This window comes from Aeromonas sp. FDAARGOS 1414 (assembly GCF_019047065.1).
Lineage (GTDB): Bacteria > Pseudomonadota > Gammaproteobacteria > Enterobacterales > Aeromonadaceae > Aeromonas > Aeromonas veronii_A.
In genome coordinates, this window is sequence record NZ_CP077210.1 from 38,722 (window position 1) to 60,238 (window position 21,517).

Annotated in this window: 21 protein-coding genes and 7 tRNA genes; 16 read left to right on the top strand and 12 right to left on the bottom strand. The window is 59.0% G+C overall.

Annotation, left to right across the window (positions count from 1 at the left end):
• Nucleotide 1: 1 nt before the first annotated feature.
• The 4 genes from rsmA to lptD are packed head-to-tail and all read right to left on the bottom strand — an operon-like array spanning nucleotide 2 to nucleotide 5,589.
• The gene (gene rsmA, locus I6L44_RS00175) at nucleotides 2-814 is read right to left on the bottom strand and encodes a 16S rRNA (adenine(1518)-N(6)/adenine(1519)-N(6))-dimethyltransferase RsmA (protein ID WP_216952935.1); all 813 of its coding nucleotides are present in this window, start codon (nucleotides 812-814) and stop codon (nucleotides 2-4) included.
• Nucleotides 804-1,799, bottom strand: coding sequence for a 4-hydroxythreonine-4-phosphate dehydrogenase PdxA (pdxA, locus tag I6L44_RS00180; RefSeq protein ID WP_216952936.1), 996 nt, complete (start codon nucleotides 1,797-1,799; stop codon nucleotides 804-806). The genes rsmA and pdxA overlap by 11 nt, the downstream gene beginning before the upstream one ends.
• Complete coding sequence (surA, locus tag I6L44_RS00185; RefSeq protein WP_216952937.1) at nucleotides 1,799-3,097, bottom strand: peptidylprolyl isomerase SurA; 1,299 nt, start codon at nucleotides 3,095-3,097, stop codon at nucleotides 1,799-1,801. The genes pdxA and surA overlap by 1 nt, the downstream gene beginning before the upstream one ends.
• Nucleotides 3,098-3,123: 26 nt before the next feature.
• Nucleotides 3,124-5,589 carry an LPS assembly protein LptD gene (lptD, locus tag I6L44_RS00190; protein WP_216952938.1) on the bottom strand — a complete coding sequence of 822 codons (2,466 nt, stop codon included), beginning with the start codon at nucleotides 5,587-5,589 and terminating at the stop codon, nucleotides 3,124-3,126.
• 174 nt (nucleotides 5,590-5,763) lie between these two features.
• On the opposite strand from lptD, the gene I6L44_RS00195 reads away from it, so the two are divergent.
• Genes I6L44_RS00195 through djlA form a run of 3 tightly spaced genes read left to right on the top strand, consistent with a single transcriptional unit; the run spans nucleotide 5,764 to nucleotide 8,292 of the window.
• Nucleotides 5,764-6,774, top strand: coding sequence for an aminoglycoside phosphotransferase family protein (locus tag I6L44_RS00195; RefSeq protein WP_216952939.1), 1,011 nt, complete (start codon nucleotides 5,764-5,766; stop codon nucleotides 6,772-6,774).
• Complete coding sequence (murU, locus tag I6L44_RS00200) at nucleotides 6,771-7,439, top strand: N-acetylmuramate alpha-1-phosphate uridylyltransferase MurU (RefSeq protein ID WP_216952940.1); 669 nt, start codon at nucleotides 6,771-6,773, stop codon at nucleotides 7,437-7,439. Before I6L44_RS00195 ends, murU begins: the two co-directional genes overlap by 4 nt.
• 19 nt (nucleotides 7,440-7,458) lie before the next feature.
• Complete coding sequence (djlA, locus tag I6L44_RS00205) at nucleotides 7,459-8,292, top strand: co-chaperone DjlA (protein WP_216952941.1); 834 nt, start codon at nucleotides 7,459-7,461, stop codon at nucleotides 8,290-8,292.
• Between the two features lie 81 nt (nucleotides 8,293-8,373).
• Here the strand turns inward: djlA and I6L44_RS00210 are convergent, their stop codons facing one another.
• Entirely contained in the window at nucleotides 8,374-9,825 is a 1,452-nt protein-coding gene (locus tag I6L44_RS00210; RefSeq protein WP_216952942.1) for an aminoacyl-histidine dipeptidase, read from the bottom strand.
• Nucleotides 9,826-10,773: 948 nt separating this feature from the next.
• Between I6L44_RS00210 and gpt the strand changes: the two genes are divergently transcribed.
• From gpt to I6L44_RS00235, 5 genes are all read left to right on the top strand, one after another.
• Nucleotides 10,774-11,241, top strand: coding sequence for a xanthine phosphoribosyltransferase (gene gpt, locus I6L44_RS00215; protein WP_005339007.1), 468 nt, complete (start codon nucleotides 10,774-10,776; stop codon nucleotides 11,239-11,241).
• A gap of 172 nt (nucleotides 11,242-11,413) precedes the next feature.
• Nucleotides 11,414-12,682 (top strand): esterase FrsA, encoded by a 1,269-nt coding sequence (frsA, locus tag I6L44_RS00220; RefSeq protein ID WP_216952943.1) that lies wholly within the window; start codon nucleotides 11,414-11,416, stop codon nucleotides 12,680-12,682.
• Between the two features lie 59 nt (nucleotides 12,683-12,741).
• Nucleotides 12,742-13,134 carry a sigma factor-binding protein Crl gene (gene crl, locus I6L44_RS00225; protein ID WP_216952944.1) on the top strand — a complete coding sequence of 131 codons (393 nt, stop codon included), beginning with the start codon at nucleotides 12,742-12,744 and terminating at the stop codon, nucleotides 13,132-13,134.
• Nucleotides 13,135-13,278: 144 nt separating this feature from the next.
• Nucleotides 13,279-14,382: a glutamate 5-kinase gene (gene proB / locus I6L44_RS00230; protein WP_216952945.1), complete on the top strand. Its 1,104-nt coding sequence runs from the start codon at nucleotides 13,279-13,281 to the stop codon at nucleotides 14,380-14,382.
• A gap of 34 nt (nucleotides 14,383-14,416) precedes the next feature.
• Nucleotides 14,417-15,670 carry a glutamate-5-semialdehyde dehydrogenase gene (locus tag I6L44_RS00235; RefSeq protein ID WP_216952946.1) on the top strand — a complete coding sequence of 418 codons (1,254 nt, stop codon included), beginning with the start codon at nucleotides 14,417-14,419 and terminating at the stop codon, nucleotides 15,668-15,670.
• A gap of 97 nt (nucleotides 15,671-15,767) precedes the next feature.
• On the opposite strand, the gene I6L44_RS00240 is transcribed toward I6L44_RS00235, so the two are convergent.
• Genes I6L44_RS00240 through rsgA form a run of 5 tightly spaced genes read right to left on the bottom strand, consistent with a single transcriptional unit; the run spans nucleotide 15,768 to nucleotide 18,602 of the window.
• Nucleotides 15,768-16,157 (bottom strand): hypothetical protein, encoded by a 390-nt coding sequence (locus I6L44_RS00240; protein ID WP_216952947.1) that lies wholly within the window; start codon nucleotides 16,155-16,157, stop codon nucleotides 15,768-15,770.
• Between the two features lie 2 nt (nucleotides 16,158-16,159).
• Complete coding sequence (locus tag I6L44_RS00245) at nucleotides 16,160-16,411, bottom strand: DUF2960 domain-containing protein (protein WP_005338984.1); 252 nt, start codon at nucleotides 16,409-16,411, stop codon at nucleotides 16,160-16,162.
• On the bottom strand, nucleotides 16,401-16,670 hold the full coding sequence (locus I6L44_RS00250; protein WP_005349372.1) for a VF530 family DNA-binding protein: 270 nt from the start codon (nucleotides 16,668-16,670) through the stop codon (nucleotides 16,401-16,403). Before I6L44_RS00250 ends, I6L44_RS00245 begins: the two co-directional genes overlap by 11 nt.
• On the bottom strand, nucleotides 16,667-17,539 hold the full coding sequence (asd, locus tag I6L44_RS00255) for an archaetidylserine decarboxylase (RefSeq protein WP_026034874.1): 873 nt from the start codon (nucleotides 17,537-17,539) through the stop codon (nucleotides 16,667-16,669). Before asd ends, I6L44_RS00250 begins: the two co-directional genes overlap by 4 nt.
• A gap of 28 nt (nucleotides 17,540-17,567) precedes the next feature.
• The gene (gene rsgA, locus I6L44_RS00260; protein WP_043822940.1) at nucleotides 17,568-18,602 is read right to left on the bottom strand and encodes a small ribosomal subunit biogenesis GTPase RsgA; all 1,035 of its coding nucleotides are present in this window, start codon (nucleotides 18,600-18,602) and stop codon (nucleotides 17,568-17,570) included.
• Nucleotides 18,603-18,693: 91 nt separating this feature from the next.
• On the opposite strand from rsgA, the gene orn reads away from it, so the two are divergent.
• From orn to I6L44_RS00300, 8 genes are all read left to right on the top strand, one after another.
• Nucleotides 18,694-19,239, top strand: coding sequence for an oligoribonuclease (orn, locus tag I6L44_RS00265; protein WP_159158278.1), 546 nt, complete (start codon nucleotides 18,694-18,696; stop codon nucleotides 19,237-19,239).
• A 178-nt stretch (nucleotides 19,240-19,417) separates the two neighbouring features.
• Nucleotides 19,418-19,493, top strand: a tRNA-Gly gene (locus tag I6L44_RS00270).
• Between the two features lie 37 nt (nucleotides 19,494-19,530).
• Nucleotides 19,531-19,606, top strand: a tRNA-Gly gene (locus tag I6L44_RS00275).
• 33 nt (nucleotides 19,607-19,639) lie between these two features.
• Nucleotides 19,640-19,715, top strand: a tRNA-Gly gene (locus I6L44_RS00280).
• A gap of 25 nt (nucleotides 19,716-19,740) precedes the next feature.
• A tRNA-Gly gene (locus I6L44_RS00285) sits at nucleotides 19,741-19,816 on the top strand.
• A gap of 24 nt (nucleotides 19,817-19,840) precedes the next feature.
• Nucleotides 19,841-19,916 (top strand) — tRNA-Gly (locus I6L44_RS00290).
• A 24-nt stretch (nucleotides 19,917-19,940) separates the two neighbouring features.
• Nucleotides 19,941-20,016, top strand: a tRNA-Gly gene (locus tag I6L44_RS00295).
• 24 nt (nucleotides 20,017-20,040) lie between these two features.
• Nucleotides 20,041-20,116, top strand: a tRNA-Gly gene (locus tag I6L44_RS00300).
• A 239-nt stretch (nucleotides 20,117-20,355) separates the two neighbouring features.
• On the opposite strand, the gene I6L44_RS00305 is transcribed toward I6L44_RS00300, so the two are convergent.
• Together I6L44_RS00305 and I6L44_RS00310 are read right to left on the bottom strand one after the other, a co-directional pair.
• Nucleotides 20,356-20,565, bottom strand: a complete 210-nt coding sequence (locus tag I6L44_RS00305; protein WP_005338972.1) for a cold-shock protein — start codon at nucleotides 20,563-20,565, stop codon at nucleotides 20,356-20,358.
• Between the two features lie 274 nt (nucleotides 20,566-20,839).
• Nucleotides 20,840-21,508: a LysM-like peptidoglycan-binding domain-containing protein gene (locus I6L44_RS00310; RefSeq protein WP_103250429.1), complete on the bottom strand. Its 669-nt coding sequence runs from the start codon at nucleotides 21,506-21,508 to the stop codon at nucleotides 20,840-20,842.
• Nucleotides 21,509-21,517: the final 9 nt, after the last annotated feature.

Consider the following 21,517-nt stretch of genomic DNA (forward strand, 5'->3'; position numbering starts at 1 on the left):
ATCAGGCCTGTTGCTGATCCGCCAGCCAGTTGGCGATCATGACAAACTGCTCGAGGGAGAGATTCTCCGGGCGCAGGTTGCCATCGATACCAAGCTCGGTCAGCTGGGCGTCGGTGATGAAGTTGGAGAAGCTGTTGCGGATGGTCTTGCGACGCTGGCCAAAGCCTTCGGTACAGACGCGATTCAGACAACGAATGTCTTTCGCGACTATGGTCGGATTCTTGTGCGGGATCAGGCGAACTACGGCCGAGTCCACCTTTGGCGCCGGTTTGAAGGCGCCCGGGCCCACTTCCAGCACCGGCACCACCTGGCAATAGTACTGGGTCATCACGCTCAGACGGCCATAAGCCTTGCTGCCCGGACCGGCGGCCAGACGCAACACCACTTCCTTTTGCAGCATGAAGTGCATGTCTTCAACCCGGTCGGCAAACTCGCACAGGTGGAAGATGAGCGGGGTGGAGATGTTGTAAGGCAGGTTGCCGAAGATGCGCAGCGGCCCCTTGCCTTCACCCATCAGGGTGCCGAAGTCAAAACGCATGGCATCCGCTTCGATGACGGTCAGCTTGTCTTTGAGGGTCGGGTGCTCGCGCAGGCGAGCTGCTAGGTCCCGGTCAAGCTCGACCACGGTCATTTTGTCCATCTGGGAGGCGACCGGCTCGGTCAGCGCGGCCAGACCCGGACCGATCTCCACCAGATTCTGACCCGGCTGCGGGTTGATGGCGGCGACGATTTGATCGATCACATACCGGTCGTGCAAGAAGTTCTGACCGAAACGCTTACGGGCCGTGTGGCCCATGTGCACCTTACTGCTCATATCTTTTTTTCTCTACCATCTTGATGGCGTGGTTAATCGCGGTGACAAGGCTGCCCGGATCGGCCAGGCCCTTGCCTGCCAGATCCAGCGCGGTGCCGTGATCCACCGAAGTGCGGATGAAGGGAAGCCCCAGGGTGATATTGACCGAACTGCCGAAGCCCTTGTATTTGAGCACAGGCAGCCCCTGGTCGTGGTACATGGCGAGTACCGCATCCGCATCCTTGAGGTATTTCTCCTGGAATAGGGTGTCGGCCGGCAACGGGCCGACCAGATCGATCCCTTCTTGGCGCAGCGTGGCCAGGGCGGGTTCGATCACGTCAATCTCTTCACGTCCGAGATGGCCACCTTCCCCAGCGTGGGGGTTGAGGCCGCAGACGTAAATACGGGGTTTGGCGATGCCAAACTTGGTGGCGAGATCCTCGTTGAGGATCCGGACCACCTTGCCGAGGCGATCCTCGGTGATGGCCATCGCTACATAGGCCAGCGGAATATGGGTAGTCGCCAGTGCGACCCGCAGCCCTTCGGTGGCCAGCATCATCACCACATCGGCGGTGTTGGATTGCTGGGCAAAGAACTCGGTGTGGCCGCTGAACGAGACCCCGGCCTGGTTGATGATCCCCTTGTGCACCGGTCCGGTCACCACGGCGGCAAATTCGCCGCTCATGTTGCCATCGCAGGCACGCTGCAGGGTAGCCAATACATAGGCGCCATTGCCTTCGTTCAGCTCGCCCGGCACCACAGAAGCGCCGAGGGTGACCGGACAGACGGTCAGAGTGCCCGCCCGCTGGGGGCGGGCAGGGGCAGCGGCATCATAGGGCTCAAGCTCGATGGGCAGCCCCAGCAGGGCCGCTCGCTCGCGCAGCAGCGCCGGATCGGCGATCACCACCAACTGGTGGGGCCAATCCTGCTGGGCAATCTGCAGCACCAGATCCGGGCCGATCCCGGCCGGTTCGCCCGGGGTAACGGCAAGGCGACGGCAGCTCATCAGCTCGCAGATCCTTCGACACGGATGTAAGCCTCATCACGCAGCTCGTCCAACCAGGCCTGGGACTCTTCCACGAAGCGGCGATTGTAGATCAGCTGATAGGCACGCTGTTCCAGAGCCTTGTCAGTGGCATCCTGGCTGCGACGATCTTCCACTTGGACGATGTGCCAGCCGTGGCTGGTGCGGAAGGGGGCGCTGATCTGGCCTGGTTGCAGCCGGTTAACCATGTCGCGAAACTCTGGTACATAGACGTTGGGATCAGACCAGCCCAGTTCGCCACCCTGCACCGCAGAGCCCGGATCTTCGGAATACTTCTCCGCCATGCTGGCGAAGCTTGCCTTGCCGCTCTTGATGTCGTGCAGAATGCCGTCCAGCATCCCCTTGGCTTTCTCTTCGCTCAGGATGATGGAGGGCTTGATCAGGATGTGACGGGCCTTCACCTCGGTCTGCATCACTTGCTGCTGACCCTTGGTGTCGAACACCTTGACGATGTGCAGACCGGCGCCGGAGCGCAGCGGGCCCACGATATCGCCCTTCTTGGTACCCTGTACCGCTTCGGCCATCAGGGTCGGCATCTCTTGCGGGCTCATCCAGCCCCAGTCACCCCCTTCCAGCGCCTTGGGGCCGTTACTCTCGGCAATGGCCAGTTTGCGGAAGTCGGCACCCTGCTTGAGGGCGGCCAGAATGCGCTCGATCTTGCTCTTGGCGGCATCCAGCTGGGCGGCGGTGGGGTTGTCCGGCAGGGCAATCTGGATATGGCCGACGTGGTATTCGTTCTGCTGTTGACCCTGTTTCTTCAGGATCTCCACTACCTGCTTCACCTCCTGCTCGGAGATGTTGATACGGCGGCGCACCTGATTGCGGCGCACCTCGTTCATCAGGATCTCGCGGCGAACCTCTTCCCGATACTGGGCATAGGTCATCCCTTCACGGGCGAGCTGGGCGCGCAGCTGATCCAGGGTCATCTTGTTGTCGGCGGCGATGCCCTGAATAGCCTGTTCCAGCTGGGTATCACTGATCTTCAGCCCCTGGCGATCCGCCAGTTGCAGCTGCAGGCTCTCCTGGATCAGACGGTCGAGTGCCTGTTTGCGCAGAGTGGCATCGTCAGGCAGAGACTGGCCGCTCTCCTGGGCGGAGAGTTTTACCTTGTTGACCAGTGCGTCCTGTTGACTGGACAGCACTACGTCCTTGTTGACCACGGCCAGCACTTTGTCCATCAGCTCGGGCGCAGCCAGTGCGGCCTGGCTCATGGCGCCGAACATTCCCGCGGTCAGCAGGGCAATCAGGGTCTTTTTCATATCCATCTCTCAAGGCTGGACCAGCATCATTGCTGGTCTTTCAGATTAAACGGGCGAACATAGGGCAACAGCTCGGTATCCAGTGTGACACTGCGGCCACCGGTACCCACGCTGCCAAGTCCCTTCATTTCAAACTGCAGACCAATGACTTTTTCCGAAGTGGGCTTCAGAGTGATGTTGTCCGGCTGGTTGTGCCACTCCAGGCTCATGTTGATGCTCCAGCAGCAGGAGTCGTATTTGACACCGATCTTGCGGTCAATGTTCACATCCTGCTTGATATCGCGATAGTAACCGCCATACATCTGCCACTGATCGGCGATCGGCGCCATCATCACCAGACCAGCCTGGCTGAGGTCTTCGGCCAGAGCAGGATTGCTCGGGTAGCGATAGTCCCGGTTGCCGTCCTGGATATAGCGGTAGTTGACCTGGGTGGTCAGCTTGCCGGTCCGGTATTCGACTGCACCGTTGCCGGCAGTAAATTCCCCCTCGGAGGTATCGTACTGGGTGCCGGCATGGGCGAACCACTCATCGGTGATCCGGGCATCCCCCTCGAACGAGAGCAGGGAGCGGGCGTTGGTGTTTTCCTGATCGGACGGGTAGAGGCGCACCTTGGGAGGTGTCATCTCGAAGGCCTGGGCTACCGCCAGACGTAACCGCTCATCCCCCACATTGTCATAGACCCGGCTGGTCAGGCCAACGGTGACCCGGTTGGCATCGCTGATGCGGTCGAGACCGGCGTAGCGGCGATCGCTGAACAGGCTGTAGTAGTCCTGACGGGTAGTGGTGGAGTCGTAAATCCCTATTTCGTCCTGATTCTTGTAAGGGATATAGAGGTACTGGAACTCAGGCTCCAGGGTCTGGGTGCCCTTGCCATCATACCAGTCTACCGGACGATCGAAGTTGACGCCCCCCTTGAGGCGGAAGGACGGCAAGGTGCGGGTAATGGTGCCGTCTTTCAGGGTCAGCTGCTGGCTATCTGCGTCTGTAAATTTACTGCGATCCTGGCTAATCAGGTCTTTGGGGATCTCCTGGTTGTAGGAGGTAAACATCAGTTTGTACTGGCTTATAAGGTAGTAACCCGGCGCATCGACCAAGGGGATGGTCAGGGTGGGAGCCAGATGCAGACGGGTAGCGGTATAACGCTCACCGGCCTGCTGGGCAGTGGCGCTGCCGCTGTCATAGCCAAACTTGGTCAGCTCGCTGTTCCAGGCCAGATCGAACCATTTCCCCTGCTGGAAGTAGTTGTAGTTGATGCGTGGCAGCATCTCGTGGGGCAGCAGCGCGTAGGGACTCAGGATCTGATAGCGACGCACCTCGGAGGTGAGGTTCCAGTTCTGCTGGTAGTAACCGGCGGTAAAGGATTGCTGCAACTGGCTGTCGACCTGGGTGCCCACTTGCGGGCTGAAGTCGTTGAAGTAGTTGTAATCCTTGTCCCGTACCTGGGTGTAGTCGATGCCTAAACGCAGGGAGCCATCCATCAGGGTGGATCCGTGACGAATATTCATCAGGTAACGATGACCATCTGAGAGGTACGGAGTCCCTGTCGACGGGTTGGTAAAGCTCGGGTTGCCAGCATCATACTGCTTGTCATCCCTGAGGCTTTCAAAATAGAGGGTACCGGTATGGGCTGGGTCCGGCATGTAGCGAAACTCTACCTGTTCCATCAGGCCGCGTTTGTCCATAAAGCGGGAGGTGATGGTGGCATCGTAGTTGGGGGCAATGTTCCAGTAGAAGGGCTGGGTGATCTCCATGCCGTTGCCGGAACTCTGTTTGTAACCCGGGTAGAGCAGACCTGTCTTCCGTTCATCCTTGATGGGGAAGTTTATATAGGGGAAGTAGAACACCGGGTAGTCATAGAGCCAGAGGCTGGCGTTCCAGGCTTCGCCGAACACCTCTTTCTGGTCGATGTCGATGCTGCCCGCCTTGAGGGTCCACACTTCCTGACCGGGGGGGCAGGTAGTGTACTGGGCTCCCTCCATGGTGATGTTCTGGTTGTTGTTGGTCATCACCACGCGTTTGGCAAAGCCGCGCACCGGTGAGCCATGCACCTGATACTTGCCCTCCTCCAGCTCGGAGTTTTTGGTATTCAGGTTGGATTTGAGGGTCTTGTCGCTGGTGACGGTCACCTGACCGTCGTTGTAATAGATGTTGCCGATGGCGATGACATCCCGGCTCTTCTGATCGAGCTGTGCATAATCGGAGTCAAACTTGCGAACACCCTGACGAACCTTGACGTCGCCTTCATAGACGGCGGTGCCGCCCTGTTTGGCCTCGAGACGGTCAGCATCAACCTCGACCGGCTGCGCGTTGGCATCCTGATCCGATGCAGGCTTCTCTATCTTGGGAACATAGTCATAGCAGAGACTATCGAGAATGCCGGTGGCTGGCGGCGCTTCGAACGGGGCCGCCTGCACCATCATAGGGGTGAGTGCGGGGGCCAGGCTGATAGTCAGGGCGATGGGATAGCGGTACCCCAGTGTCCATTTGGTCATGTGAAAGACTCGTGCAATCCGTGATAGATACGGTTGATCCAAGGCATGCATTTTACGACAGGTTTCATCGAGTTGACATTGCATGTCATTGCTTTATGTTAGCCGGCAATGATAAAGCATTATTGCGGCCAGGGCTAACAGCCAAGTGCTGCTTTCCACCTTGGTCCTCTACTTATGCACGATCGCGATTCCCTGCTATTGCAGTGGGCACGCCGTATTTCCGGTGATGCCAATCTTCAGTTGACCCTCATTTCCGGTGATGCCAGCTTCCGTCGCTACTATCGCGGTGGTGGTCTGGTTTGGGTGGATGCCAATCCGAAAACCGAAAAAAATCATGAGTTTGTTCGTAACGCGGCCGCCTTGCAGGCGCGTCAGCTGTTGGCGCCAGAGGTCAAGGCGGTGGACTACGAACAGGGTCTGCTGGCGGTGAGTGACCTGGGCGATACTCAGCTGATCAGCTGCCTGAACGAACACAACGTACTGGCCTGGTATGGCAAGGCGATTGATTTGCTGCCCCGCCTGGGGGCGGTTGAACTGGCGCTTGAACCCTTCGATGCGGCATTTATGGCGCGGGAGAACAGCATTTTCCCCGAGTGGCTGCTCGGCCATCATCTGCAACTGAGCCTGAGCCATGAAGAGCAGCAACTGCTGGACGAGACCTTTGCCTGCCTCACCGCCTGCAATCTGGCCCAGCCGCAGGGGGTGATGCATCGGGATTTCCACAGTCGCAACCTGATGGTATGTGGCGGTGATACCCCCGAGAGCAGCCGGCTGGCCATCATCGATTTTCAGGATATGGTCATCGGGCCGCTCACTTATGATCTGGTCTCCTTGCTGAAAGATTGCTACGTGCGCTGGCCGGACGAGGTGATCGATGAAGGGATGCGCCACGGCTTTGCCACCCTGCAACAGGCGGGTCTGCTTGGCGAGCTCGATTATGCCAGTTTCCGTCGCGATGCCGATCTGACCGGCATGCAGCGCCACCTCAAAGCGGCCGGAATCTTTACCCGGCTCTATCATCGCGACGGCAAGTCCGGCTATCTCAAGGATATTCCCCGTACCCTCGGCTACGTGGTGGATGTCTGTCGCACTCATGGTGGTGCCTATCCGGTACTGGCCCGTTTTGGTCAGTGGTTGGAGCAGGTGGTGTTGCCGGGGGTCGCCAATGCAGGGGTAAAACCATGAAGGCGATGATCCTGGCCGCTGGCCGTGGCGAGCGGATGCGCCCGCTGACTGACCTGCTGCCCAAGCCGCTGCTGGCGGTGGGGGGCAAGCCGCTTATCGTCCACCATATCGAAAAGTTGAAGTCAGCTGGCGTGACCGAGCTGGTCATTAACCACGCCTGGCTCGGCCACAAGCTGGTCGAGAGCCTTGGTGATGGCAGTGCGCTTGGCGTGACCATCCACTGGTCAGCCGAGGAGAGCGCGCTGGAGACCGCGGGCGGCATTGTGCAGGCGCTGCCGCTACTGGGCTCTGAACCTTTTTTGGTGATCAACGGCGATACCTGGCTCGATCTCGATTATCACACTCTGGTCAGCCAGCCCCTTGGCGATGATCTGGCCCACCTCTGGCTGGTGCCCAATCCGCCCCAGCACCCCGCCGGGGACTTTGCCTTGCAAGAAGGGCGAGTTATGGATACGCCAGCGTTTACCTTCAGCGGGGTCGGACTATATGATCCGGCGGCCTTTGCCGGTCTCGCGGGCGGTGCCCGCAAGCTGGCGCCCCTGCTCCGTGACTGGATGGCGCAAGGGCGGGTGGGCGGCAGCCTGCTCGCTGGCGAGTGGCGCGATATCGGCACGGTCGATCGACTGCGCGAGCTGGATGACCAGCTCCAGGCCCGCACTCATTAACTTCAAGAGGTCTTGAACCATGCGTATTTGGGGTAAGGTGCTGGGCGCCTTCTTCGGTTTTCTGCTCGGCAATATTATCGGCGCCCTGATTGGCCTGTGGATAGGCCACCGTTTCGACCGTGGCATGGGGCTGCAGGGGGCGTTTCGTCGCGGCCCGAGTCAGGCGCAGCAAGCCGTCTTCTTCCACGCCACCTTCTCGGTGATGGGTCACATCGCCAAGTCAAGCGGTCAGGTGACCGAACAGGAGATCCGGGTTGCCTCCAACCTGATGGATCGTATGCGGCTGGCGGGCGAACAGCGTGCCCGGGCGCAGGAGTCGTTTCGTCTCGGTAAGGAGGCTGACTTCCCGCTGCGCGAGACCCTGGCCGAGTTCCGCCGTGCCAGTCTGGGGCAGCGCGACATTCTGCGCTTCTTCCTCGAAGTGCAGTTGCAGGCGGCCTTTGCCGACGGGCGGGTAGAGGAGGGCGAGCGCGCCATTCTTCACACCATCGCCGACGAGCTGGGTTTCAGTCGCATCGAGCTGGCCCGCATTCTGGCGATGGCCGAGGCACAGATGAACTTCTTCAATCAGGCCCATGGCCAGTATCAGAGTGGCCATTCCGGTGGTCAGCAGTATCGGCAGGAGCCGCCTTCTGCGGATCGCCTCAAGAATGCCTACCAGCTGCTGGGGGTAAGCGAGAGCGACAGCGATCAGGATATCAAGCGTGCTTACCGCAAGGAGATGAGCAAGCATCACCCGGACAAGCTGGCCGCCAAAGGGCTGCCGCCGGAGATGATGGAGATGGCCAAGGAAAAGACCCAGGAGATCCAGCAAGCCTGGGAGTGGATCCGCGAGGCGCGCGGTATCCGTTAAGCGCCAAAGTCAGGCTGGAACAGACAATAAAAAGCCCCGCAGCAGTGCGGGGCTTTGTTTTGCCGTGTGGCGTAGGCCGGGTTATTTGGCCGGAATCGCTTCCAGCACGTGCACCAGCAGTTGCCAGAAACGCTCGACCGCCGGGATATGCACCTTCTCGTCAGGGGAGTGGGCCCCGCGGATGGTCGGGCCGAAGGAGACCATGTCCCACTCCGGATAGGCGCTCTTGAACAGACCGCACTCGAGACCGGCGTGGATCACCATCACGTTGGGCATAGTGCCAAACAGAGTCTGGTAGCTGTTGCGTACCAGCGCCATGACGGGGGAGTCCACGTTTGGCGCCCAACCAGGATAGGCTCCGGTGAATTCGCAGCTGGCACCCGCCAGGGTGAACAGGGAGCGGGTCATCTGCTCGATGCTCTCGCGACCGGAGTCAATCAGGGAGCGGATCAGGCACTGGACGTACACTTCGCCATCCTGAGTCTTGATGACCCCCAGGTTGGTCGAGGTTTCGGTCACGCCGGGCATGGCATCGCTCATGCGCATCACGCCGTTCGGGCAGGCCATCAGGGCATCCAGCAGGCGCTGCTGCAGGGAGACGCTCATCAGCTTGGCCGGTTTGGCGGCGTTGTTGACCAGCACGGTCAGGTTCGGCTCGGTGGCGGCCAGTTCGGTCTGGTAGATCCCGGTGTAGCGGTCAACCAGCGCCTTGAACTCGTTCACGCTGGCAGCGGGCACCAGCAGGGTGGCACGGGCTTCGCGCGGGATGGCGTTGCGCAGAGTGCCTCCGTGGATCTCGGCCAGACGAACACCCAGCGGCTCGGCTGCTTTGAGCAGACGTACCAGCAGCTTGTTAGCGTTGCCACGGCCGCGATGGATATCGCAACCGGAGTGGCCGCCACGCAGCCCTTTCACGGCCAGCTCGAACGCTTCGCCTTCGCTGGCGTCAACCAGCTCGAGCTGGAAGCGGATATTGGCATCCACACCGCCAGCGCAGCCCATATAGACTTCGCCATCCTCTTCGGAGTCGGTGTTGAGCAGAATTTCGCCCTCCAGCCAGCCCGCTTCCAGACCGAATGCGCCGGTCATGCCGGTCTCTTCGTCGGTGGTCAGCAGCACTTCCAGCGGACCGTGTTTGATGGTCTTGTCAGCCAGCACTGCCAGGCAACCGGCCATGCCTATGCCGTTGTCGGCACCCAGAGTGGTGCCACGGGCCGTGACCCACTCGCCATCTACATAGGCATCGATGGGATCGGTCGCGAAGTCGTGTTTGGTGTCGGCGTTGGCCTGCGGCACCATGTCGATGTGGGCCTGCAGTACCACGGCTTTGCGGTTTTCCATCCCCGGGGTGGCCGGTTTCTTGATGATGATGTTGCCGACCTTGTCCTGCTTGACCGCCAGACCTTCCCCTTGAGCCCATTGGATGATCCAGGCGCTCAGTTTGGCTTCATGTTTGGAAGGGTGGGGAATGGAGCAGATCTGTTCGAAGAAATGCCAAATCAGTTTGGGAGAGAGAGAGCTAAGCTGTGCCACGTCGGGACTCCTTACCAGCACGGAATTAACAGGGCCCCATCAGCGGGCCGGGGAAGAGGATAACGATAATACAGTCAATCACACAAAAATGTGAGCAATCAGCGCAAATCGCAGGCAGCTTGTGCTGGCTGATGGCAACCAGGCAGTACGATCGTCAGGTTCGGACGACGCTGACCGATAGAAAAGAAAATGTGTGACCGATCTCACAAAAATATTGAATTTAATGCACCGACTGGTAAATTAGCTCCCGTGGTTCGCCACCCGTCAGGATGACGATGAAAGCCTCCAGGGAACCGAAGCAAAGCAAGTGCGCCTCCATGGAACCGAGTGTTCGTTCAAGGATTTGAGCCCGCATTAAAGGTACGTAACTTGTTAAGCAATCAGGAGTTTCAATATGCCAGGCAGCAACTCAACCTATTGGTTTGCCCCCTCTTTGTATACCCAGGGTTTCAGCTACCCTAACCCCTTCGTCACTCGTCGCTAAGACGAGCTGCCCAACCTGGCAGAGGCGAGAAAGCAGCAGGTGCGTGAGGTAAACCCTCCCCCTGCTATTTTTTTATCTGCGATTTGCCGCACAGTCCCATTTGGGCTCGGCAGCAGGGACGGCAGGTTATTCGTTTGGCGCTCTAGATGGGCGGAATGGAGAGGGTGATGCCGATTTTTCCTGTTTTTGGCATACGTTTGCCAGGCATTTTCTCTGCAAACGGTGCTATCATATCGGCCCAACAGCCTGTCCGCGGTTTGGACACATCATCTAACCGATCGCCGGATAAGCCCATCTTGCTTCCATTGTTATCAGATTTGCTGCCGAGGCTTAGCCCTGAGGCAGCCGAAGTGCAATCTGAATTCAGTCGGGCAAGGGCCGCCATTTACTGGCATCCGCAGGGAGAATTGCGGATGTTGTTATTCTAAGCGATTGTTTTTAAATAACTATTCGAGATCGATAACATGCCGAAAAAGTTCTATGTGTCGTGGGACAACCTGCAACGTGAAGCTCGCCGTCTGGCCCGTCGTCAGCTGCCTGTCAGCCAGTGGAAAGGTATCATCGCGGTCAGCCGTGGTGGTCTGGTGCCCGCAGCCCTGATGGCCCGTGAACTTGGCATTCGTAATGTGGAAACCCTCTGCATCTCCAGCTATGACCACGACAGCCAGCGCGAGTTGGTAGTCGTTAAAGCTGCCACCACCGCCGGTGACGGCGAAGGCTGGCTGGTGGTGGAAGATCTGGTAGACACCGGCACTACCGCCAAGGCGATCCGCGAGCTCTACCCGAAAGCCAAGTTCATCGCGATCTTCGCCAAGCCGATGGGCGAAGCGCTGCTGGACGATTTCGAAGTGGCAATCCCGCAGGATACCTGGATTGAACAGCCGTGGGATATGGCGCTGGAGTTCGCCACACCGATCTGTGACGAAAAGTAACGGGATCGGGATGTGACGTTCAGAGCGTCAATTGGCCGTACGCGGCAAGAATGGTTTCACAGGGCTCCTTGATGGAGCCCTGTTTTTTTGTGTATCAATCTGTTGCAGGGTGGCTGATGGGCAGTAAAAGTGGTTAAGATGAGCTATTGCCTGATATGAATGGGACACAATCTTGGACTTGAACGACGACCTCAATCTGACCGAAAAGCTGTTTACCCGGGTCAAGAAGGTGCTGGAAACTTCCGAGATCTCCAACTCCAGCCCGGCGGACATTGCCGAAGCAGAGTCAGACGAGATGTTTATCGACGGCTCCATGTCAAAGAGCTGGTATCGCCTGCTGCGCCGCCCCTCCTGGGCCTGGCAGGGGGCCGACCCGGTCGAGGTTGAGCAGACTCTGGCCCGCATCGCCATGGCGACCGGTGAACGCACCCATGACTGCTATCTCGATACCATCAAGGGCTATGTGCCTGGCAACTGGATCTATGAGTGGAGCCAGGTGGCTGGTAACTACTTCAAGCTTGGGCGCGAACTGCGTGAGCAGGGGGATGCAGCTGGCGCCTTGAAACAGCTGCTCAAGGCGGTGCGCTACTATTCCATCGCCAGCTACCCCCATCTCAAGGATGATGAACTGGCGGATCAGGCCCAGCTGCTTGGCAATATGGCCTATCGCGAGGCGGGCCGGTTGTTCAAGGTGCCGCTCAAAGAGATCCAGGTGCCCTTTCGCGGCAAGCATATTCAGGGTTATCTCCACCTGCCGACCACCGACAAACCGGTGCCTCTGGTGATCATCAGCGGGGGGATCGATTCTCTGCAGCTCGATTTCCTCAACTTCTATCTCAAGCGACTCGAGCCCAACGGCATCGGTATGCTCTCCCTCGACATGCCGGGCATCGGCTATGCCGAGCATTGGCCATTGGTACAGGATACCAGCCGCCTTCATCAGGCTGTGCTGCACTATCTCTCCGAAGTGGCCTGGGTCGATCATCAGCGTATCGCTATGGTCGGTATGCGATTGGCAGGCAATGTGGCGGCACGTCTGGCCTTTATCGAGCCATTCAAGCTCAAAACCGTGGTCTGTGTCGGGGCCGGGGTCAATCAGGTGTTTACCAATCAGGAGTTGTTTGCCAAGTGCCCGCGCATGATGCGGGACAGCCTGGCCAACCGGTTGGGCGCTGATGCGGCTCATTGGGATACCATGCGTACCAAGTGTCAGGTATTTTCACTGAAAACGCAGGGATTACTGGGGACTCGCACCTCTGTGCCGATATTGAGTATTGGACACAAACGAGATTTCATCTGTCCCGAGCAGGATGTACGGGCATTGGCGGCGGCCAGTCGTAACGGCAAGGCCATCGTCTTCGACAAGCAGCCCTTGCTTGAGGTGTATGACAAGGCGCTGGACGAAATCGTCGAGTGGCTGAAACAGCATCTATGTATCTGATGCGCTGAAGGACTGACGCCATCCCGAGGTGGCGCGGCTTGTTTAACAGGGAGGTTAACATGTCTGAAAGAGTGACCTACAAGCGACTGCTGAGACAGTTTGCTGCCATTGGCCCCTATTTGCGTGAGGATCTCTGTGAAGAGGGGCGTTACCGTTTCGACAGTCTTTCCGTTTGTGTCAGTGCCAAACCGGCGCCAGACAAGCGGGAGTTCTGGGGTTGGTGGCTGGTGCTGGAGCAGGAGGATCATCTGTTCCGCTACCATTACCAGTTCGGATTGTACAATGCCGATGGCGAGTGGCTCGACAAGCCGATCCCCAAGAAGCACCAGGTCGAGGTGGAACGGACCCTCAACCGTTTCTACAAATTGATCAGTGACAAACTGGCCTCGCTCGAGTGTCAGCTAGTGCCTGCCGAACAGGTGACCAACGAGTTGAGTGTAACGGCTGCCTGAGCCTCTGATGCCCTGCGAGAGGTTGTGACGAGCTCGCAGGGAGACTCTTGCCCCATCCTTTCATCACCCTTTATGGAATTGCCTTGCAGGGCCCCATGGCCGTGGGTATAAAGATATTCCTTATTTTTTAGCCTTTATGCTCCCATGGAAAACAGAACCATAGTCGTCAAGTTGGGCACCAGCGTGCTCACAGGGGGGTCTTCCCAGCTCAATCGTGCCCATATGGTCGAGCTGGTCAGACAGTGTGCGGCCTTGCACCGTCACGGCCACAGGGTCGTGGTCGTCACATCAGGGGCTATCGCCGCCGGGCGTGAACATCTGGGTCACCCGCCACTGGCGCCAACCCTGCCCAACAAGCAGATGCTGGCGGCGGTTGGTCAGACCCAGCTTATTCGGGTATGGCAGGATCTGTTCAACCTCTACGGTCTGCATATCGGCCAGATGCTGCTGACCCGCGCCGATCTGGAAGATCGGGAGCGCTACCTCAACGCCCGCGACACCCTGCGCACTCTGCTCGATCACCGCATTATTCCGGTCATCAACGAAAACGATGCGGTGGCGACCGCCGAGATCAAGGTCGGCGACAACGACAACCTCTCCGCACGGGCCGCCATTCTGGCGGATGCGGATCTGCTGATCCTGCTGACAGATCAGAAGGGGCTGTTTACCGCCGATCCGCGTACCAATCCCGATGCCCAGCTTATTGAAGAGGTGCAGACCATCGACGATACCCTGCGCTCGCTGGCGGGTGACAGTGTCAGCGGCCTCGGCACCGGCGGCATGGCTACCAAGCTGCAGGCCGCCGATGTGGCGCGTCGAGCTGGTGTCAACGTGGTGATCGCGACCGGCCAGATGCCGGAGGTGATCGGCCGTCTCGCCAAGGGTGAGCGTATTGGTACCCTGTTCCCCGCGCTGGCGTCCCCGCTGGAAGGGCGCAAGAGCTGGATCCTGGCAGGCCCACCTCCTCACGGCGAAGTGCATGTGGATCAGGGCGCAGTGGCCGCCATGAAGGATAAAGGCTCCAGCCTGCTGCCCAAGGGGATTGTGGCAGTCAAGGGCGATTTCATTCGGGGCGATGTGGTGCGCATTCTTGATCCCAAGGGCGCCGAGCTGGCCCGTGGCATCTGCCGTTACGATCATCTGGAGCTGGATAAGCTGCGCGGCGTCCACTCTGATCAGATTGAACAGGTATTGGGCTATGGCTACGGCTCTGTGGCCATCCATCGAGACGACATGGTGCTGCTCTAATCAAGGCGGCACGGCATGAACAAAGGGAACTGAGATGAGTCTGGAGAAAATGGGGCAGGCGGCCCGTGAAGCCGCCTATCAGCTGGCTACCATCAGCACGGCGCAGAAGAACCGGGCGCTGGCCGCCATCGCCGACGAGCTTGAGGCGCGCAGTGAACAGATCCTCGCCGCCAATGCGAAAGATATCGCCGCCGGCCGTGAGGCGGGCTTGTCAGAGGCGATGCTGGATCGCCTGCTGCTCAATCCGGCCCGGCTGGCCGGGATTGTGGCGGATGTGCGCAAGGTGATCACGCTGGACGATCCGGTTGGCGCCGAAATGGATAGCCGAGTGCTGGAAAATGGCCTGCGGCTCTCCCGTCGTCGGGTGCCCATCGGGGTTATCGGCGTCATCTACGAGGCGCGCCCCAACGTCACCATCGATATCGCCAGCCTCTGCCTCAAGACTGGCAACGCCAGCATATTGCGTGGCGGGCGCGAGACCTTCCACTCCAATCTGGAGCTGGTGCGGGTGATCCAGCATGCCTTGGCGGCCTCCGGTCTGCCCGAGGCGGCGGTGCAGTACATCGACAACCCGGATCGGGCGCTGGTCGGCGAGTTGCTGCGTCTCGACCGCTATGTGGACATGATCATCCCCCGTGGCGGTGCTGGCCTGCACAAGATGTGCAAGGAGAACAGCTCCATTCCGGTCATCATCGGCGGTTTCGGCATCAGCCACATCTTCGTCGACGAGAGTGCCGATCTGGTGCGCTCTCTGGCGGTTATCGACAACGCCAAGGTGCAGCGCCCCTCCGCCTGCAACGCCCTCGATACTCTGCTGGTACACGAGAAAGTCGCTTCGGCTTTCCTGCCACAGCTGGTGACGCTGATGAACGAGCGCAAGGTGACGCTGGTGGCCGCGGCCAACGCCATGACGCTGCTGGCGGGTGCCGACAACCTGTGCGAGGCGGGGCCGGAGGATTTCGATACCGAGTGGCTGGGGCTGACCCTGGGGGTCAAGTTGGTGGCGGATGTGAACGAGGCACTGGCCCATATGCGCGAGCACAACGCCGGTCACTCCGATGCCATCCTGACCAACGATCTGGCCAACTCCGAGCGTTTCGTCAATGGGGCCGGTTCGGCGGCTGTCTATGTCAACGCCTCCACCCGTTTCACCGATGGTGGCCAGTTTGGGCTGGGAGCTGAAGTGGCGGTATCGACCCAGATGCTGCACGCCCGTGGTCCCATGGGGCTGACCGAGCTTACCAGCTACAAGTGGGTAGGGCAGGCCGATTACCTCAGCCGCGCCTGATAACCGGTTGTGTCAGATACAAAAATGCCGACCCCTTGGGTCGGCATTTTTTTCGCTGGCATCGCGCCGATACCACGCAGTGCACTATCCCTCGGGGTTATTCCCCGTGATAGAGCGCCTTGTCACCGTGCTTGAGCACATAACCCTTCCAGATAAAGAGGGTGTAGCCGCTGCCCTGCCACGACCAGTTGCCCTCCGCACCTTGACGGGTCAGCAGGTGCTGCTCGCTGGTCGGCAGGGTGAGCTCTGCCTTGCTCTGATCGGCGTTGAACAGCACGAAGGCGCTGCTGGTCTGGTTGGCATCGGTTGGATTGAGCCGGATACCCTGCTCAAACAGGCGCACACATTTGCCAGTCAGTGCTGACCACTGATAGCCCGCACTGCCGATACAGCCGTGGCTGTCGCGATCGCCGCCCACCAGATGTTGTTCCGGTGTACTGCATGCCGCCAGCAGCAGAGAGGCGGCCATCAGGGTCAAGGTGCGCATGGTTACTCCTGAAGATCCCGTTCGATGACGATGTTGGAGAATCCCAGCTCCTTGAAGTAGTTCTCCTGGTAATCCTTCACGCTTTTCTTGTCACGGCGACATACCTGAGCCAGCTGGGCCTCCATGGCGTGAAAACTGGTGAGATCCAGCCCTTCGGCAGCGGCGATGGCGTCGTAGATGCTGCGGAACTTGTCGTTCGCGTAGCCGATCTCTTTGGCCTGCTTTTTATAGGTATACGTAATCTTAAAGGCCATCTTGCCCTTCCTTCTTCGATTTGGCTTGCTTGCGCTGGACGTAGAGGTAGAGGCTTTCGACCTTCTCCCGAGCCCAGGGGGTCTTGCGCAAGAACTTCAGGCTGGACTTGATGCTGGGATTATCGGTGAAGCAGCGGATATTGATCTGCTGCCCCAGCTCTTCCCAGCCGTAGTGTTCGACCAGCGCGGTGACGATGGCTTCCAGCGTCAGCCCGTGCAGCGGGTTGTTTTTCTGCGAGGCGTTTGGTTGCTCGCTCATGCCTGCTCCGCCAGCTTGGCAAAGGGCTGACCCATGCGGGTGGTGACGCCATTGGCCAGATGGGGTTCGAAACCGGCCAGCATGCCCGGGCCAAACAGGCAGACCACGGTGCTGCCCAGCTTAAACAGGCCCATTTCGGCGCCTTTCTGCAGGGTAATGGCTTCGTCGCCGGTGTAGTCCCAGCGCACCACCTTCTTCTCTTTGGTCGGCGCAATGTTGCCGGCCCAGATGGTCTCGATGCTGGCCACGATAGTGGCACCGACCAGCACCAGCGCCATGGGGCCGTGCGGCGTGCGGAAGGTGGCGACCACCCGCTCGTTGCGGGCAAACAGGTTCGGCACGTTCTCGGCGGTGAGCGGGTTGACGGAGAAGAGATCCCCCGGCACGAACACCATGCTCTCCAGCACTCCGTCCAGCGGCATATGGATGCGGTGATAATCCTTGGGCGCCAGATAGATGGTGGCAAAGTCGCCATCCTTGAATGGCGCCACCAGATCCTCATAGCCGCCCAGTAGTTCGCGGGCGCTGTAGTCGTGGCCCTTGGCCTGAATGATGCGACCCTGCTGGATCGGGCCGAGCTGGCTGACGGTGCCATCCACCGGCAGCGCCAGGGTCATGGCATCTTCTACCACGGGGCGGATACCGGGCTTGAGCTCGCGGGTGAAGAACTCGTTGAAGCTCTTGTAGTGGGCTGGACTCTCGTGCAGCGCCTCGCTCATGTCGACCTGATACTGCTTGATAAAGGCCTCGATCACTTTGGTGGTGATGTTACCCGCTTCGGCGGCGGCAAATTTGCCGATCAGACGGGAGAGGGCGTGCTTGGGCAGACAGTATTGACCGGCAATTTTCAGGTTGTCAGTAATGCTCATGTTCATCATCAACGTAGGTTTATTAGGGTCACAGGCGCGCTTGCTGGCGACCGTGACGGGCTTCCTGCATGGTTTCCAGGATGCGGTGATAGTTGTGGAAGCGATCGGCGCTGATGGCGCCCGCCTCGACCGCGGCGCGCAGGGCACAGCCGGGATCGTCCTTGTGGGTACAGTCGCGGAACTTGCAGCCACCCAGGTAGTCGCGGAATTCGACGAAGCACCAGGTGATGCGGTCGGCTTCCAGATGCCAGAGAGCGAACTCGCGGATCCCGGGGGAGTCGATGAGATCGCCACCGCTCGGGAAGTGGTAGAGCCGCGCCGTGGTGGTGGTGTGCTGGCCGAGCCCCGAGTTTTCGGAGATCTCGCCGGTCAGTACATCCAGCCCCGGCATCAGGGCGTTGGTGAGCGAGGATTTGCCCACCCCGGACTGGCCGACGAAGATGCTGATCTTGTCGGTCAGTGCGGCTTTCAGCTCATCGAGCCCTTCACCGCTCTCGCAGCTCACCAGCAGCACCTCGTAATTGAGCTTGCGGTAGGTTTCGAGCTGGCTTTCGATGCGCGCTCTGGCGGCATCATCGAGCATGTCGACCTTGTTCAGCACGATGAGGGGGCGGATCTCCACATCCTCGGCAGCTACCAGATAGCGGTCGACGATGTTGGTGGAGAACTCGGGCATCACCGCCGAGACGATGATGATCTGGTCGATATTGGCGGCGATGGGTTTGACCCCGTCGTAGAAGTCCGGCCGGGTCAGTACCGAGTGGCGCGGATGCACCGCCTCGATGACGCCCGCTGTCGCGGCATTGAGGCCGGGACGCCACACCACCTTGTCGCCACAGACCAGACTGCTGATGCTGCTGCGCCGCAGGTTGCTGCGGTGGATGGTGCCATCGACCGCTTCCACGTCTGCGTGCTGACCAAAACGACTGATCACCACCCCTTCGATGGCGGGGCCAAACAGGGTGTCATCCACCACTGTGGTGTGATCTTTTTGCAGCCGCCGTTCGCGGTTGGCCTGGACGCGCCTTTGTTGACCCAGATTGAGTTTTGCTTTCTTTGCCACTCGATTCGCCAGTTTATGAACAGATCCAAAGCCAGTATGATACATGCAAATTGGCAAAATTCCGCCATTCCTCCCAATAGAGAGAGCAATCATGACAGTCAGCGCGCAGAACCTGGTATGGATCGACATGGAGATGACGGGTCTCGACCCCGAAGAGAACGTGGTACTGGAGATTGCCACCATCGTCACCGACAAGGATCTGAACGTACTGGCCGAAGGGCCGGTCATCGCCATTCATCAGAGTGATGAAGAGCTGGCCAAGATGGACGACTGGAACGTCAACACCCATACCAAGAGCGGTCTGGTGGCCCGGGTCAAGGCGAGCCAGCACGACGAGGCGAAAGCCGTTGCCGAGACCCTCGAGTTCATTCGCCAGTGGGTGCCGGAGCGCACCAGCCCGCTGTGCGGCAACAGCATCGGTCAGGATCGCCGCTTCATGGTCAAGCACATGAGCGATCTGGAAGCCTTCTTCCACTACCGCAACGTCGACGTCAGCACCATCAAGGAGCTGGTACGCCGCTGGCAGCCGGAACTGCTGGATCAGTTCAAGAAGAGCGGCACCCACCAGGCGCTGGACGATATCCGCGAATCCATCGCCGAACTGCAGTTCTATCGCAGCCACGTCTTCAAGATCTGATTCCCCGGCAAGGGTTTGTCATACTCTGGCTGCTAAAATCGACAGTTCGGCCAGCTTTTGAGCGAACGCGCGCAACCAGACAAAAAAGCCCTTGCAATTGGAATGACTGCTCTTATAATTCGGCTCCCGTACAGTAGCGCAAGCAACCAAATGCTGTACGGCCTGTTTTAAGGTAGTTGCGGGAATAGCTCAGTTGGTAGAGCACGACCTTGCCAAGGTCGGGGTCGCGAGTTCGAGTCTCGTTTCCCGCTCCAAAAATCTGATGATGACACTGGTGCAAACCAGCCCGATGCGGGAATAGCTCAGTTGGTAGAGCACGACCTTGCCAAGGTCGGGGTCGCGAGTTCGAGTCTCGTTTCCCGCTCCAATCATCAGCCAGCCTCAAGACAACCAAATTGTTGCGGGAATAGCTCAGTTGGTAGAGCACGACCTTGCCAAGGTCGGGGTCGCGAGTTCGAGTCTCGTTTCCCGCTCCAAAAAATTTGTAAGTGATATTCCGATGCGGGAATAGCTCAGTTGGTAGAGCACGACCTTGCCAAGGTCGGGGTCGCGAGTTCGAGTCTCGTTTCCCGCTCCAATCACTTGCAGATGACATTCTGTTGCGGGAATAGCTCAGTTGGTAGAGCACGACCTTGCCAAGGTCGGGGTCGCGAGTTCGAGTCTCGTTTCCCGCTCCAATCACTTGCAGATGACATTCTGTTGCGGGAATAGCTCAGTTGGTAGAGCACGACCTTGCCAAGGTCGGGGTCGCGAGTTCGAGTCTCGTTTCCCGCTCCAATCACTTGTAAATGACATTCTGTTGCGGGAATAGCTCAGTTGGTAGAGCACGACCTTGCCAAGGTCGGGGTCGCGAGTTCGAGTCTCGTTTCCCGCTCCAATCTCTCTTCGAAGTCTTCATAATCCCTCTGAATTGCCCCTCACATCGCGCTGCGATGCTTTGTCGTATCTGGCGTTTACTAGGTGCGTCTCTACCACCTCCTGCTAACAGGAAGGGGATGTGGGCTCATGGTGCGGATTGTACGAGGCAAGCGGTTGTAACAGGTGGTGGGAGGCGAGAATTGCGGGCAAAAAAGAGGAGGGGCCTTGGCTCCTCCTGCATGATTCACTGGCGCGGGCTTAAACCAGAGTAACGTTCTCAGCCTGAGGGCCTTTTTTGCCCTGGGTCACAGTGAACTGGACTTTTTGACCTTCAGCCAGGGTTTTGAAACCGGTGCTCTGGATGGAGGAGAAGTGAACGAATACGTCCGGACCCTGGGATTGTTCAATAAAGCCAAAACCCTTGGTTTCGTTGAACCATTTTACCTGGCCGGTGCGAATGTCAGACATGTGCTAAATCCTATCAATAACAAAATGAAACTAAGCCCGTGCTGGGCTGCATTTGCCTTGCAAGCAGGGGTTGGCTCATGACTGACCACGTCTCTTTGTCCCAGTAGCACGTAGAACAATCCCTGTCTAAAGCACAAACGATTGTACGTTAGCGCCGATCCTTGTCAATTTGACCCCTTTCGTTTTTTGAACAAGCTAAAAATATTGTGAAGTCAGTAGCTTATTTGAAGAGATTTGACTGAAAAAAACGGGAAGCCAGCGCCTCCCGTTTTTGTTATTCCTTGAGGGCGAACCCTTCGCCCTGCCGGTCGTAGCGGTAGACTGCCTGACCGTAGGAGCGGATCTCCACCCGCTGGATGCGGCGGGTGTCGTCCACCAGGATGAAGATAGAGCGGCCCGATTGCAGGCGGGTCAGGGGGCGATCCGGCCCCTCGATGGCGATCAGGCGGCTCAGCTCGGCACCCGGCAACTCGAATTTACGCCAGATGGAGTAGAGGGTCTCACCCGCCTGCACATCGTGTTGCAGCCAGGTGCCGTTGACCTTCTCTTCGACCGGCTTGGCTGCCGCGGGCGCACTGCCTGCCGCGCCATTGCCGACAGTTAGAGCTTGAGCAGGCACGGCCAGCGGCACTTCCAGCGAGCCGGAAGGGGCTGCTTTGGGAGCGGATGGTGCCGGCTCCCAGGCCAGCACCAGCAACCAGAGCGGGATCAGGATCAGCAGACCTATGGTGTTTTTGCGGGGCAGCGGGCTGGACAGCTTGAATTTGCCTGCTTTGGCATCCTGGCGGCGTTGGCCGAGGTTGCTCATCCCTTGGCCAAAACGTTGGCGCAGGGACAGGGTCGCGGCATTGATGCGATGGAGCAGGGATCCTTGTGATTCGTCTTGGCGACGCTGCTGGGCTCGTCTGTTATGGCCTCGTGGGCGACGGTCCGGGGTGGGCACGGCATTTAC

Coding starts and splice junctions, on each gene's coding strand:
- rsmA (WP_216952935.1), bottom strand. CDS start 814: ATGAGCAGTAAGGTGCACATGGGCCACACGGCCCGTAAGCGTTTCGGT.
- pdxA (WP_216952936.1), bottom strand. CDS start 1,799: ATGAGCTGCCGTCGCCTTGCCGTTACCCCGGGCGAACCGGCCGGGATC.
- surA (WP_216952937.1), bottom strand. CDS start 3,097: ATGAAAAAGACCCTGATTGCCCTGCTGACCGCGGGAATGTTCGGCGCC.
- lptD (WP_216952938.1), bottom strand. CDS start 5,589: ATGACCAAATGGACACTGGGGTACCGCTATCCCATCGCCCTGACTATC.
- I6L44_RS00195 (WP_216952939.1), top strand. CDS start 5,764: ATGCACGATCGCGATTCCCTGCTATTGCAGTGGGCACGCCGTATTTCC.
- murU (WP_216952940.1), top strand. CDS start 6,771: ATGAAGGCGATGATCCTGGCCGCTGGCCGTGGCGAGCGGATGCGCCCG.
- djlA (WP_216952941.1), top strand. CDS start 7,459: ATGCGTATTTGGGGTAAGGTGCTGGGCGCCTTCTTCGGTTTTCTGCTC.
- gpt (WP_005339007.1), top strand. CDS start 10,774: ATGCCGAAAAAGTTCTATGTGTCGTGGGACAACCTGCAACGTGAAGCT.
- crl (WP_216952944.1), top strand. CDS start 12,742: ATGTCTGAAAGAGTGACCTACAAGCGACTGCTGAGACAGTTTGCTGCC.
- proB (WP_216952945.1), top strand. CDS start 13,279: ATGGAAAACAGAACCATAGTCGTCAAGTTGGGCACCAGCGTGCTCACA.
- I6L44_RS00235 (WP_216952946.1), top strand. CDS start 14,417: ATGAGTCTGGAGAAAATGGGGCAGGCGGCCCGTGAAGCCGCCTATCAG.
- I6L44_RS00240 (WP_216952947.1), bottom strand. CDS start 16,157: ATGCGCACCTTGACCCTGATGGCCGCCTCTCTGCTGCTGGCGGCATGC.
- I6L44_RS00245 (WP_005338984.1), bottom strand. CDS start 16,411: ATGGCCTTTAAGATTACGTATACCTATAAAAAGCAGGCCAAAGAGATC.
- I6L44_RS00250 (WP_005349372.1), bottom strand. CDS start 16,670: ATGAGCGAGCAACCAAACGCCTCGCAGAAAAACAACCCGCTGCACGGG.
- asd (WP_026034874.1), bottom strand. CDS start 17,539: ATGAGCATTACTGACAACCTGAAAATTGCCGGTCAATACTGTCTGCCC.
- orn (WP_159158278.1), top strand. CDS start 18,694: ATGACAGTCAGCGCGCAGAACCTGGTATGGATCGACATGGAGATGACG.
- I6L44_RS00305 (WP_005338972.1), bottom strand. CDS start 20,565: ATGTCTGACATTCGCACCGGCCAGGTAAAATGGTTCAACGAAACCAAG.